Annotated in this window: 9 protein-coding genes and 1 pseudogene; 7 read left to right on the top strand and 3 right to left on the bottom strand. The window is 59.2% G+C overall.

Annotated features, from left to right (window positions below; translation table 11 throughout):
* Positions 1-35: 35 nt before the first annotated feature.
* A complete protein-coding gene (locus RUM8411_RS07295) occupies positions 36-3179 on the bottom strand; it encodes an efflux RND transporter permease subunit (RefSeq protein ID WP_085822042.1) in 3144 nt (1047 codons plus the stop codon).
* Between the two features lie 11 nt (positions 3180-3190).
* The gene (locus RUM8411_RS07290; RefSeq protein ID WP_085822041.1) at positions 3191-4351 is read right to left on the bottom strand and encodes an efflux RND transporter periplasmic adaptor subunit; all 1161 of its coding nucleotides are present in this window, start codon (positions 4349-4351) and stop codon (positions 3191-3193) included.
* 87 nt (positions 4352-4438) lie between these two features.
* On the opposite strand from RUM8411_RS07290, the gene RUM8411_RS07285 reads away from it, so the two are divergent.
* Positions 4439-5080, top strand: a complete 642-nt coding sequence (locus tag RUM8411_RS07285; RefSeq protein ID WP_085822040.1) for a TetR/AcrR family transcriptional regulator — start codon at positions 4439-4441, stop codon at positions 5078-5080.
* 22 nt (positions 5081-5102) lie between these two features.
* Here RUM8411_RS07285 and RUM8411_RS07280 read toward each other — a convergent pair whose 3' ends face one another.
* Positions 5103-5732, bottom strand: coding sequence for a response regulator transcription factor (locus RUM8411_RS07280; protein WP_234995162.1), 630 nt, complete (start codon positions 5730-5732; stop codon positions 5103-5105).
* A gap of 220 nt (positions 5733-5952) precedes the next feature.
* Here RUM8411_RS07280 and RUM8411_RS07275 point away from each other — a divergent pair, with 220 nt between their 5' ends.
* The 6 genes and pseudogenes from RUM8411_RS07275 to glyA form a co-directional block, all read left to right on the top strand.
* Positions 5953-7194 (top strand): pyridoxal-phosphate-dependent aminotransferase family protein, encoded by a 1242-nt coding sequence (locus RUM8411_RS07275; RefSeq protein ID WP_085822039.1) that lies wholly within the window; start codon positions 5953-5955, stop codon positions 7192-7194.
* Positions 7195-7222: 28 nt separating this feature from the next.
* Positions 7223-8419 carry a malate--CoA ligase subunit beta gene (locus RUM8411_RS07270; protein WP_085822038.1) on the top strand — a complete coding sequence of 399 codons (1197 nt, stop codon included), beginning with the start codon at positions 7223-7225 and terminating at the stop codon, positions 8417-8419.
* A complete protein-coding gene (gene sucD / locus RUM8411_RS07265; protein ID WP_085822037.1) occupies positions 8419-9309 on the top strand; it encodes a succinate--CoA ligase subunit alpha in 891 nt (296 codons plus the stop codon). The genes RUM8411_RS07270 and sucD overlap by 1 nt, the downstream gene beginning before the upstream one ends.
* Positions 9309-10280 (top strand): 2-hydroxyacid dehydrogenase, encoded by a 972-nt coding sequence (locus tag RUM8411_RS07260; protein ID WP_085822036.1) that lies wholly within the window; start codon positions 9309-9311, stop codon positions 10278-10280. The genes sucD and RUM8411_RS07260 overlap by 1 nt, the downstream gene beginning before the upstream one ends.
* Positions 10280-12910 carry a phosphoenolpyruvate carboxylase gene (locus RUM8411_RS07255; RefSeq protein ID WP_085822035.1) on the top strand — a complete coding sequence of 877 codons (2631 nt, stop codon included), beginning with the start codon at positions 10280-10282 and terminating at the stop codon, positions 12908-12910. Before RUM8411_RS07260 ends, RUM8411_RS07255 begins: the two co-directional genes overlap by 1 nt.
* 21 nt (positions 12911-12931) lie before the next feature.
* Positions 12932-13081, top strand: a pseudogene (gene glyA, locus RUM8411_RS22485) (serine hydroxymethyltransferase); the annotation flags it as partial.

Genomic DNA, 13081 nt, shown 5'->3' with positions numbered 1-13081 from the left:
GACGGATGGTCTGCGCGCGCCTGCAGACCATCCCCTTATTCTGCGGCCACGTGTAAGTGGCCGCGTTCAGAGTCTGAACTCTGCGCCGCGGCCAGCGCAGCTTTCCTGAATCGCCCCCGGTATACCAGCGCGAAAACTGGCGGGGTGAAGTAAAACGACACCACGGTCGACAACAGCACCCCTCCTGCTATGGCCACCGCAAAAGGCGGCCAGAACGCGCCGCCACCCAGGATCAGGGGCAAGAACCCACCAAAGGTCGTCACAGTGGTGGAGATGATGTGACGGCTTGATCCGGTTACAACCCGTGCCATGGCAGCCCGGTCACCGCGGCTGGCCATCGGGTCCTGCTGCAGACCGGTCAGGATGATGATCGCTGCATTGATCGACACGCCGATTGACCCGATCACCCCGATGATGGCCTGAATGCCAAAGGGGAACTGCATGATGGCCAGCGACAGCATCGACAAACCAGCCGACAAAACGCAAACAACCAAAGTGACAACCGTCAACCGGAATGAGTTGAAGGTCAGCACAATGGTGGCGATGGACAGCGTGACAATCAGCCCAACCGAAGCCATCAGATTGCCTACAGTGCTGGACCGCGCGTCGCTGTCGCCGCCCAGAGACATGGTATAGCCCTGCGGCAGCACAAACCCCGACGCCTCCAAAGCCCGCAACACGTCCTGAAGAGCCTCTTCCGGCAATACACCCGGAACGATAAAGGCCTGTATGGTGTTTTCCCGAACCCCATCCGTTCGCGTGATGACGCTTTCTGCCGGTTCCATGACCGGTTCCGCCAGTTCGGACAACGGCACTGCAGGGAAGACCCCGGTGGCCGAAACCACGGCTGCATCTGGCAGAAGAATCGGCATGCTGACTATTGCGCTCAGATCCGAGCGGACTTCGTCCCCCAGTCGCACGCGTACGGGCAATTGTTCGGTGCCTTCGATCAGCGTTCCGCCAGTGATGCCGACAAGTGCGGTATCAAGCTGGCCCGCGATATCTGCAACGTCCAACCCCAGCAAACGGGCTTTGACTTCGTCAATCTCGAACCGGATCTGGGGATTGCCGCCATTGACGCTGGCGCGGGCCTGGGTCACCAGATCGAGATTGGCCATGATTGACCGAACCTCATCTCCCAGATTGCGTAGAACGGTGATGTCCTGCCCCTGAATTTTGACCTCAACCGGGGCCGCGACCGGCGGACCCTGCACCAGATTGCGCACGATGATCTGTGCATTGGTGAAATCCGTATCAAGGCGGCCTTGCAAGCCTTGCACCAGACGCGCCGCGTCGTCAGCGGTATGCGTGGTGATCATCGCCTGCGCGAACCCCGGCTCGCGCGAGCGGTTGCCAACGATGTTATAGTAAAATGCCGGACCGGACTCGCCAACGGTCCAATAGACACTTTTGACACCCGCATCGCTTAACAGCATTTCGTCGATCTGGCGCGCCGTTCTCTGCGTGCTGGCGATTGACGTGCCCCCGGGCATGTCGATTTCGATATAGAACTGATTGCGATCCACACCGGGAAAGAACTGCGCGGTCAGGGTGGGAAAGGCCGCAAAGCCCAGCACTGGCAGGACCAAAGCCAGCGCAACTGACCGCACCGGATTGGCGACAGACAGGCGAATTGAGGACTCAAACCACCGGGCCAGAACCGGAATGCTGATACCCCGACTCAGAGGTCCGGCATTGGGTTTGTCCGACAAGAACCACCCTGCAACCGCAGGGGTGACGGTCAGCGCAACAAACAAAGACCAGATCAGCATCAACACTACGGCGATAGCAATGGCGCCGACAAAGTCCCCAGCAGGTCCCGGCAAAAGGATCATTGGCATGAAAGCCAACGCTGTGGTGACGGTAGACGCCAACAAGGGCGCTGCCAGCCGTCGCACTGCATCGCGCACCGCAGCGGCACGGCCCATCCCCTCTTGCAGGCGTCGTCGGATCTCGTCGGTCATTACAATGGCCGCATCAACCAGCAATCCCAATGCCACGATCAGGCCAGTTACGGACATCTGGTGAATGGGCAACCCGATCATGTTCATTGTTGCAAGCGTCGCAAGCGAAACAACCGGCAGAACCAAAGCTACAATCGCCGCAGCCCTCACCCCAAGCGTGACGAACAGCACGGCCACCACAAGCGCTACGCCGATGGCCATGTTTCTACCGACCTCTGACAAGCGATCCGTCGTGTACTGGCTTTGGTCGAAAAGTAAGAGTTCCTGAACGCCCAGAGGCACCGAAGCAGCACCCGCGTCCAGCTCTTGACGCAAGAAGCCAGTCCAACGATCAATCTGCACACCATCCTGCGCCAAAACCCCGATCAGCACAGCGGGTTTGCCGTTGGCGAACGCGACAGCGGACCTTGGATCGCGCGCGCCCCGGTCAACGCGGGCAATATCGCCAAGCTGAACCACCGCGCCTTCGGCGCTTTCGCGCAAAACGATGTTTCGAATCCGGTCCAGCGTTTCAATCTCGCCGCTGATATTGATGGTCAGATCCACATCCGATTGCAGCCTGCCGGATTGAACCTTGCCATCAGCCTGGGAAACCCGTTGCGAAATCTCAACCGCGCTTAGCCCTAGCGCCGCGGCCTTGTCCATATCGACGCTGACCAGAACCTCTTCTTCGGGTTGGCCAAAATAATCGACGGCGCGCGTGCTGGGAATGGCGCGCAACCTGTCACCCAAGCCTTCGGCATGACGCGATAGCAAAGTGACCGGATAAGCGGGACTTTCCGCCGCCACTGCGATAACAGCCGAATAGGCAGAGATGCCTTCTGCATCGAACTCGGGCGGCAAAACACCAGCGGGGAAGTTCTGCTGCGCATCGTCGACGGCATCCCGGGCTTCGGCCCATACCTGTTCGATTGCGGCCTCGTCCAATGTCTCAAGCAATTCGACCGACACCACCGACACGCCAGAGCGTGAGACTGATCTGACTTCGTCGACCTCAGCGATCTTGCGCAACTCTTCTTCTATTTCGGCAGTGACCAGGGCCTCGACCCGTTCCGGATCTGCGCCAGGAAACTGTGTCGTAACGGTTGCAAAAAGATTGGTGATGGTTGGGTCTTCTTGCCGACCCAGTGACAGGAACGAAGACAACCCCGCTGACACCAGAACCAGGATGATCAGCGCAACAAGTCTTGGGTGGCGAAAGGTAAGCGTTTCCATGATCTTCCCCGTCACTTCTGAGTGTCAAAGGCCACGTGCTGACCAACTGTCACGCGTTGTGGGCCCTGATCGATCAGGACGGTGCCCTCGGGAAACTCGCCGCGGACAAAAACCCGTTCATTCTCGGCATGCAGCACCTCGACTGTTGCCACGCGGACTGTTTTCTGTGTGTCCGCAACCAACAAGGTCCATTGACCCCGGCTCCCTTCTTTCAACGAAGTTGTAGGCACCCATGTCCCGTCGCTTTCCACCGGATCATTGATATGCACGCGGGCTGTCTGTCCAAACGTGACCCTCAGCCCATCCTTCAGGTCAAACACCGCGGTCCGCGTCCGGGTCAGCGGATCAATGTCGGGGCGCAATGTATCAAGCTGCGCATGGAAGCTTTCGCCAGCTATTTCGATCTGAACGTCAGACAAAAGCGCAGGATCAATATCCAGCGGGATGCCGATCCGGACCTGCGGCGAAACGATTTCAACCATGCCCAGCACCAGGTCACCGGACCTCAATGTCTCGCCACCATCCACATGTCGGGTGGTAATACGGCCTGCGAACGGCGCCTTAATGCTGGATTTTTCTATCCGAACAGTGACATCACGCAGGGCGGCGTCAAGTTCGCCCATCTTGGACAGCAATTCGTCCTGCAGCGCTATGGCCTCATCCAAACGAGCCTGGCTGGTAAATCCCTGCTCGATCAACTTGGCGTTACGTTTGACGGTCTTCTGGGCAAACACAAGCTGCGCCGCAATGGCATCGCGCGACGCCGTCAAGCGATCCCGCTCGACCTCCAACAAAGCGATATCCAACGTTGCCAAAAGCTGACCCCGGTCCACTTCGTCGCCCTCATCCACCATAATATCGCTAAGCGTGCCGTTCAGTTCAAATGAGATATCGGCTGCGCGTTTAGGCTCGACCTGGCCGATAAAGACGCGATCCACCAAGTAAGAGCTTTCCTGCCGGATCGGCGTCACCGACACCGGGGTCACGGCCGCTGCATCTGGTGCCGGAACGGCATTCGCGCGGCGCGACAGCTCGGACGCGCCGAAATACACGGTCCCCGCGGCGACAGCGATGACACTAACGGTCAGCCCCAACCGAACGCCCCCGCGAAACAGTCGGGACGCCAGGCTTGGCTTGTCATTCGCAGCGATGTCGTTTTCAGAATTTGGCATGCGGCAACCTCATAAAGTTAGCATCTCTAACATATGTTAGAATTTCTTACTTTGACAAGGTATACGTGATCTGCAACATCTTGGATCATGAGCAATGGCCAAAAGAACCAAGACTATGACGCCGGATCACAGCCCCGGACGACTGGCAAGAAGACCTATCATCATGGGGACCTTCGTGCTGCCCTGATCGAAGCGACGCGCCAACTGGTCGAGGAAAAAGGGCCCGATAGCTTTTCGGTTTCCGATGCGTGCAGGTTGGCTGGGGTGTCTACGGCCGCGCCCTATAAGCACTTTAAAAACAAGACTGAAATGCTGGTCGCTGCAGTTTTGGAAGGGATGCTCCGGCATCGGTCCAGAATGTTGGCCGCGTTGGAAGGTATACCCGAGGGATCACCCGAGCGCGTGACCGCGATAGGAATGGAATACGTATCCTTCGCCCTGCGCGAGCCTGGTATATTTAGCCTGAAATTCGGCGGCTTCACAGACCGGATCGCCGACCCCCGGCTTGAGGAAGGGGGACAGCAGAGCTTCAACATCCTGCTGACCGAGATCGCAAAATGCTTGGATGAGCCGGGAATCACCGAAGAAGTCCGCCGTCGGGGGTTCCTGTTATGGAGCTTTGTTCACGGGCTGTCCTTCATCCTGCGCGAGCAGGGTCTTGCCGAAAAGGGTCAGGAGTTCGATCTGCACGACCTTCTGGAAGATGTCGCACGCAGGATGCTGAACTGACCCCTTCCCCCAACCCACGGGGCTATTCCGACGTAGATTGGGACGAATAGAAATACGCGATGGCCTGCGCACGGTTCTTGACCGACAACTTCTCATAAATGTTGGACAGGTGAAATTTTACCGTGTTGGTCGAAATCTGCAGGTCTTTGGACAACTCTCGGTTCGACATGCCCTTGGATAATGCCAAAAGGATCTCGCGCTCTTTGCGAGACAGGTTATGGATCGGATCCTGCTGCATCTTACGCACATCGATGAACGGGAACACCATTTTCCCAGCTGCGACCTCGGCGCAGGTCTCCAACAGGTCCTCGACCTCGCCCGAGCGCGGCGAGAACCCGGCCGCGCCAGCCTGCATCGCCAAACGCGGCACGTCACCCGCGACATCGCCATAAACAACAAAGCGAGGTGCGTTTTCCTGTTCGCGCAGAACCTCGATCAGTTTGGCCGCGCCCAGAACAGGCAAGGTCCAGGCAATTACGCAGACCTGAACCGGCACGCGCATCACTGCGCCCAGAAACCCTTCGGCCGTGGCTGAGGTCGCCACCAAAGAGAATCGCGGATCGCGTTCAAAAATCTCTGACATCGCCGAAAGAACCAACGGGTTGTTGTCTGCCAGCATAACGTCAATCGGATGGTGCAAAGGCTCGGTCATTGTTTTTACGCCCAAAATTTAAACATTCTACCCAAAAGGGTGGGTACTTTTTCGGTATACTTCGGTATTCCGGCCTAATTGGGTAGGTTTTTTCCCATCCAAATAGATGCCCTAAAGCAGTAGTAAGTTACGTTGCGTACTGACGCAAGCAGCGCTTTTCTGATCCTCAACGCGATGTTTGGGCGTGGGTTGCCACCCCGACGATTGAGGAGGATCGCACATGACTTTCCAGATTTATGCCCCGCTCGAGATCCCCGAGACGCTGGCGGCAGGTCCCGGACCGGGCAATACCGATGCCCGTGTGTTACACGCGTTTTCCAGCGCCGGGGTTGCGGATCATATGCAGGGCGATGTTCTGCGTGGCATGATCGAATGCAAGCATATGCTGCGCGAAATCTGGGGTACCAACAACACCTACACCTTCGCAGTTGCCGGGACCGGTTGGAGCGGGCTGGACGCGATGTTTTCCGCCGTCATGCCCGGCGACAAGGTCGTGGCATTTTCAAATGGCACCTTCTCTGGGATCGACGCGCTAACCCTCAGGATCAAAGCCGCAACGCGGCTGGAACACACGGCCAACCCGCTGGACCCGCAAGCCGCAAGCGTCACCGTCATCGAAATCCCGCACGGCCAGACGGTCACCGGAGAAGTGGTTGCGGCGGCACTGGCCGAACACAAACCAAAATGGGCTTTCATGGCACATTGGGAAACCGGCTCGGGCCGGGTCAATGATCTGCGCGGATTTTCGGATGCCTGTACGCAACACGATGCTATGGGTCTGATCGACGCGGTATCTTCGCTTGGCGCAGAAGATTTCTGCATTGATGATTTTCCCGGCATTGTCGGCTGGGCCTCTTGCCCGCAAAAAGGCCTGTGCTGTTTGCCGCTGACCTATGCGCCTGTCAGTTTCACAGACGCCTATATTGACAGCCTGAAAACATCCGGCGCTTACAGCTATGTCCACAACCCGATTTTTGAAGCCCGCCACTGGGGCATCGTCGATGGAAAGGACGTGGAAAAAGGCACCTATCACCGAACCCATTCCGGATATGCCGTCGCCGCCTTCCACGAAGCACTACGCCTGACCCTGCAAGAGGGGCTGACCAAGCGGTCGTCGTCTTACCGGACTCACGAAAAGGTCCTGCGCGACGCGGTAACCGCACTGGGATGCGAGGTGACATCGGATATGCCCAGCCTCGTAGTGTTGAACTTGCCCCCTGAACTGGTCGGGCGCGAAATGGAGCTGGTGCAAAACTGCCGGGCCCGTGGTTTTGGCATCTGGCCAACCCTCAGCGCGCCAGTACAGGTGCGCATTGGAATTCTCAACCAACTGAATCGTCAGGCCGTCAGCCGCATCGTGCGCTTGTTCGCCGAAGCCCTGCGTGAGCTGGGCGGTCGGGTGGATTTCGAAGAAATCGAGGCGCTGCTCGAAAGCCGCTACGGCACATCGATCGCCGCGTAATCGCGCTGCATCAACAGGAGGAATGCAGATGGACATTCATGAGTATCAGGCGAAAGAGGTTCTTTCGAATTTCGGTGTCGCCGTACCGTCGGGCGCATTGGCCTATAGCCCGGAACAGGCAGCCTATCGTGCCCGCGAGTTGGGTGGCGACAAGTGGATTGTAAAGGCGCAGGTTCATGCGGGGGGCCGCGGCAAGGCCGGTGGCGTCAAGCTGTGCAACACCGAAAACGAGATCCATAGCGCCTGCGACGAGATGTTCGGCCGCAAACTGGTGACGCATCAAACCGGCCCGGAGGGCAAAGGCATCTACCGTGTCTATGTTGAATCTGCTGTGCCCATCGACCGCGAGATTTATCTGGGCTTTGTGCTGGATCGGTCCAGCCAAAGGGTGATGATCGTCGCCTCGTCCGAAGGCGGGATGGAGATCGAGGAAATCTCGGCCGAGCGTCCCGACAGCATCGTACGTTCCATCGTCGAACCCGCCGTCGGCCTGCAAGAGTTTCAGGCGCGCGAGATTGCCTTCAACCTAGGGCTGGAACCCCGCCTGGTTCAACAAATGGTCCGGACGTTGCAAGGCTGCTATTCCGCCTTCAGCGAGTTGGATGCAACCATGGTGGAAATCAACCCCTTGGTTGTCACGGGCGACGACCGCGTTTTGGCGCTGGATGCCAAGATGAGCTTTGACGACAACGCACTTTTCAGGCACCCCCAGATCTCGGAATTGCGCGACAAAAGTCAGGAAGACCCGCGTGAAAGCCGCGCGGCGGATCGCGGTCTGTCTTATGTCGGTCTGGACGGCAATATCGGCTGCATCGTGAACGGTGCCGGTCTGGCCATGGCCACTATGGACACGATCAAACTGGCCGGTGGCGAACCCGCCAATTTCCTGGATATCGGAGGCGGCGCTTCACCAGAACGTGTGGCCAAGGCCTTCCGATTGGTGCTGTCTGACGACAACGTGCAGGCGGTTCTGGTCAACATTTTTGCGGGTATCAATCGCTGTGACTGGGTGGCCGAAGGGGTCGTCCAGGCGCTGCGGGAATTGCAGATCGAACTGCCCGTCGTCGTGCGCCTGGCCGGTACGAATGTGGAGGAAGGTCAGAAAATCCTGGCCCAGTCCGGCCTGCCGATTATCCGCGCCACCACCCTGATGGAGGCCGCTGAGCGCGCCGTGGGTGCGTGGAAAAGCGATTTGACTCAAAACACCAAAATGAGGGCTGTGTAATGAGTATTCTCCTCGACCGTGACACTCGCGTAATCGTTCAGGGCATCACCGGACGTATGGCGCGATTCCACACCATGGACATGCTGAATTACGGCACCAATGTTGTCGGCGGTGTTGTCCCCGGCAAAGGCGGTGAAACTGTCGAAGGCGTGCCGGTGTTCGACACCGTCAAACAGGCCGTTGAGGCCACCGGCGCCGAAGCCAGTCTTGTGTTTGTCCCGCCCCCGTTTGCAGCGGATTCGATCATGGAGGCCGCAGACGCGGGCATCCGCTATTGCGCGTGCATCACCGACGGCATCCCGGCGCAGGACATGATCCGGGTCAAACGCTACATGTACCGCTATCCCAAGGATAAGCGAATGGTTCTGACCGGCCCAAACTGTGCCGGAACCATCAGCCCCGGCAAAGCGCTGCTTGGGATCATGCCGGGTCATATCTACTTGCCTGGCAACGTCGGCATAATCGGTCGCTCGGGCACACTGGGCTATGAGGCCGCCGCACAACTGAAAGAGCGCGGTATCGGTGTTTCGACCAGCGTCGGCATTGGCGGAGACCCGATCAACGGATCTTCGTTCCGCGATATTCTGGAAAGGTTCGAATGGGACGAAGACACCGAGGTTATCGCCATGATCGGTGAGATCGGCGGCCCGCAAGAAGCTGAGGCTGCGGAATACATCCGCGATCACATCTCAAAACCCGTGATTGCCTATGTTGCGGGTCTGACTGCACCCAAGGGCCGGACGATGGGTCATGCGGGCGCGATCATCTCAGCTTTTGGTGAGAGTGCTTCAGAAAAAGTGGAAATCCTGTCGGCTGCCGGTGTCACGGTCGCTGAAAACCCGGCTGTCATCGGCGAAACCATCGCCCGCGTCATGAGAAAGGCTGCGTAATGGTCAAACCTTCGGTTCTTGTTACCCGTCGCTGGCCTGCTGCCGTCGAGGCGCAGCTGGCCGAAAACTATGACACCGTACTCAATACCGGGGACAAACCGATGTCCCCGGCAGATATCCGCGATGCGCTAAAACGCTATGACGCGGTGCTGCCGACTGTCACAGACACCCTGAATGCCGAGGCGCTGGACGTCGACGGCGCACAGACCAAAATCATTGCAAATTACGGCGTCGGCTACAGCCATATCTGCGAGCCTTCGGCGCGCGAATTGGGCATGACGGTCACCAATACGCCGGACGTTCTGTCCGAATGCACCGCTGATATCGCTATGACCCTGCTGTTGATGGTCGCGCGCCGCGCGGGCGAGGGCGAGCGAGAGTTGCGCTCGGGCAACTGGACGGGGTGGCGGCCCACACATCTGGTCGGCACCAAGGTCAGCGGAAAGACGCTGGGCATCATCGGGTTCGGCCGCATAGGCCAGCAAATGGCTCGCCGTGCACATCACGGCTTTGGCATGAAGATCGTGGTGCAGAACCGCAGCCGCGTGGCGCCCGAACTGCTGCAGCAGTGCAATGCCACACAGGTGGATTCGGTGGACGAGCTGCTGCCCCAGTGTGATTTTGTCTCCTTGCACTGCCCCGGCGGGGCGGCGAACCGAAACCTGATCAATGCCCGTCGGCTGAACCTGATGAAACCCGACGCCTTTCTGATCAACGCCGCGCGCGGTGAGGTGATCGACGAATGGGCGCTGATCCAGGCCCTGATGTTTGAAATGATCGGTGGTGCGGCACTGGATGTCTTTGACGGCGAGCCCCGCATCAGCCCCGATCTTCTGCAATGCGACAATCTGGTGATGCTGCCTCATCTGGGCAGCGCAACCCGCGAAGCACGCGAGGCGATGGGTTTTCGCGTTCTGGACAATCTGGGTGACTTCTTTGCCGGTCGCGCGCCACGGGATCGGGTGATCTGATGCAATCTCTGGCCCGGGATACCCAAGCTACGCCCGGCCCATCGGTCTATGCCGACGGGTTGAGGGCTGAATTGTGGACATTGTGGCACAACATTTTGCTGAAGCGCGCGCCTCATGTCGCAAGCTGGGCCGAGGCTGCGCCGTTGGCACCCATCCCCACAGGCCCGGCCGCAACGCCGTATCTTCAAGCGCTTTCGATCTGGTTCCAGGTTTTGCGCATCATCGACGAAAACACCGAGGTCCGGAACCGCCGCCTAACCGAAACCAACAAAGGGCCCGAGGCCGTCGAAGGTGGTTTTGCCCAAGCTCTGTCAGATCTGGCGCCAAGCATCGGTCAAACCGAAAAGCTGGCTAGTGAGCTTTTGGCCGGACCCACCCTGACGGCGCATCCGACCGAGGCCAAGCGCGTCACCGTTCTTGAAATTCACCGCCGCATCTATCGCACTCTTGTGAGCCTTGAAACCCAGCGATGGACCCCGACGGAAAGGGCGGAACTATTGTCTGGTCTTGAGGGTGAGATCGACCTGCTGTGGCTAACCGGTGAATTGCGCCTGTCCCGCCCCAGCCTGCACGACGAGATCGAGTGGGGGCTGCAGTTTTTTCGCGACGCGATCTTTGACGCGGTACCGCAGGTGATGGACCGGTTCGATCAGGCCTGTCTGCAGGTTCTGGGTCAGACTCTGCCGGTGACGCCAAATATTCGCTTTCACAGCTGGATCGGTGGCGACCGCGATGGCAACCCCAACGTCACCACCGAGATGACCGCCCTCGCCCTGCAACGTGGGCGCGAGACAGCGCTTGATCTTTATACGCGGACCCTTGATCAAGCTGCGGGGCGGCTGAGCATCAGCGCTTTGATCCTGCCCCTGCCCGCCCCCCATGCCGCGCGGTTGCAAGCGATCATTGACTATGTGCCAGACGACACCCGCAATCCTAATGAGCCATTCCGGCAGGCGCTCAGCGCCGTGCGCCGACGGCTGACCGAGGACGGGTACGATCATATTTCGCAGTTTGAGAGTGACTTGGATGCGTTGGACGCGGCCCTGTGCGCCGTCGACGCCGATATCCTGGCCCAGCGACATATCCGGCCACTGCGTCGGGCGGCATCCGTATTCGGGTTCCGTACCGCAACGCTGGACATCCGTCAAAATTCGACCGTGACAACCGATGTTCTGGCCGAGATCTGGGCCCTGTCCGGCCAGGCCCCAGAGTATGGATCACCCCAGTGGTCCACCCGTCTGCGCGCCGAACTGGCCAACCAAAACCTGCAATACCACCTGCGCGATGACTTGAGTGATCAGGCCCAGGAATTGCTGGCCCTTCTGTCCCTCGTGTATGCTGCGCGCACGGGCCCCGACCCCAAGGCTATGGGGCCCTTCATCCTGTCGATGACCCGTTCCGCCGATGACATTCTGGGCGTCTACTTGCTGGCGCGCTATGCTGGGTTCGGGTCCGAGACATTAGATATCTCGGTGGTACCACTGTTTGAAACCATTGCTGATCTGCGCAATGCCCCAGCAATCCTGCTGGATGTTCTGAATGTGCCCCTCGCCCGCCGCAGCCTCAAGACCGGCGGCACTATGATCGAGGTAATGCTGGGCTATTCCGACAGCGGCAAGGATGGCGGCTATTTCTGCTCGACCTGGGAACTTGAACGCACCCAGCGTCGGATCGTGTCGGCCCTGGCGTCTCAGGGCTTTCGCGCGGCGTTCTTCCACGGGCGGGGTGGCTCGGTTAGCCGAGGAGGAGCACCCACTGGCCGCGCCATCGCCGCGCAGCCCAGCGGCACGATCACCGGGCGTTTGCGCGTGACCGAACAGGGCGAGGTCGTCTCGGCCAAGTATGCCAACCGGGGCACGGCAGCGGCGCATCTGGAACTGCTGCTCTCCAGCACGCTGCGCCACAGCGCCAATCGGGCAGAAACCCCTGCCCGCCCAGAATTCGACGACGCGCTGGATGCATTGTCCGAACTGTCGCAGACGGCTTATGTCTCATTGCTGCAGATGCCGGGGTTTCTGGACTACTTCCAACAGGCCAGCCCGGTTGAAGAATTGGCACGCCTGAAAATCGGATCGCGCCCGACCCGCCGGTTCGGAGCGGCCAGTCTGGACGATCTGCGGGCCATTCCCTGGGTGTTCGCCTGGTCGCAGAACCGCCATCTGATCACCGGCTGGTATGGGTTTGGCGCTGCAATGGTCAGCTTTCGCAAGTTTCGCGGCGCACGTGGCGACGAGGTGTTGCAGGATCTGTTCCGGCATTCGCGCCTGTTCCGACTGGCCGTAGATGAGATGGAGAAATCGCTCTATCAAACCGATCTGGCGCTGGCCGAGCAATACGCAGGACTGGTGCAGGATTCCGACATTCGCGCCCGCATTTTCGGGGCCATTACCGCAGAGCACGCCAATGCCTGTACCGCCGTGCAGTTCCTGATCGGCGGTCAGGCTATCGGCCACCGCTTTCCGCGCCTGTGCGAAAGGTTTGATCGCAAACGGGCCGAGTTAGCCCGTATTCATACGCTGCAGGTCGATCTGCTACGCCAGTCCCGTACTGACCCGCAGGTAGGAACCGTTGCGGTGCCGCTTTTGCAATCCATGAACGCCATCTCGGCTGGCCTCGGCTGGACCGGTTGACTTTTACCAAGGAGTTTCGACGTGAATGCCCCCCATCGACGTGACGGTTTTTTCACCCAGTCCCTGTCTGAGCGCGACCCCGAGCTGTTCGGCTCGATCACATCCGAGCTGGGCCGCCAGCGCGACGAGATCGAGTTGATCGCGTCCGAGAACATCGTCTCGGCCGCCGTG

Source organism: Ruegeria meonggei (genome assembly GCF_900172215.1).
GTDB lineage: Bacteria > Pseudomonadota > Alphaproteobacteria > Rhodobacterales > Rhodobacteraceae > Ruegeria > Ruegeria meonggei.
Note: the sequence above shows the minus strand (reverse complement) of the source record. Positions and strands in the feature narration are given on the sequence as shown.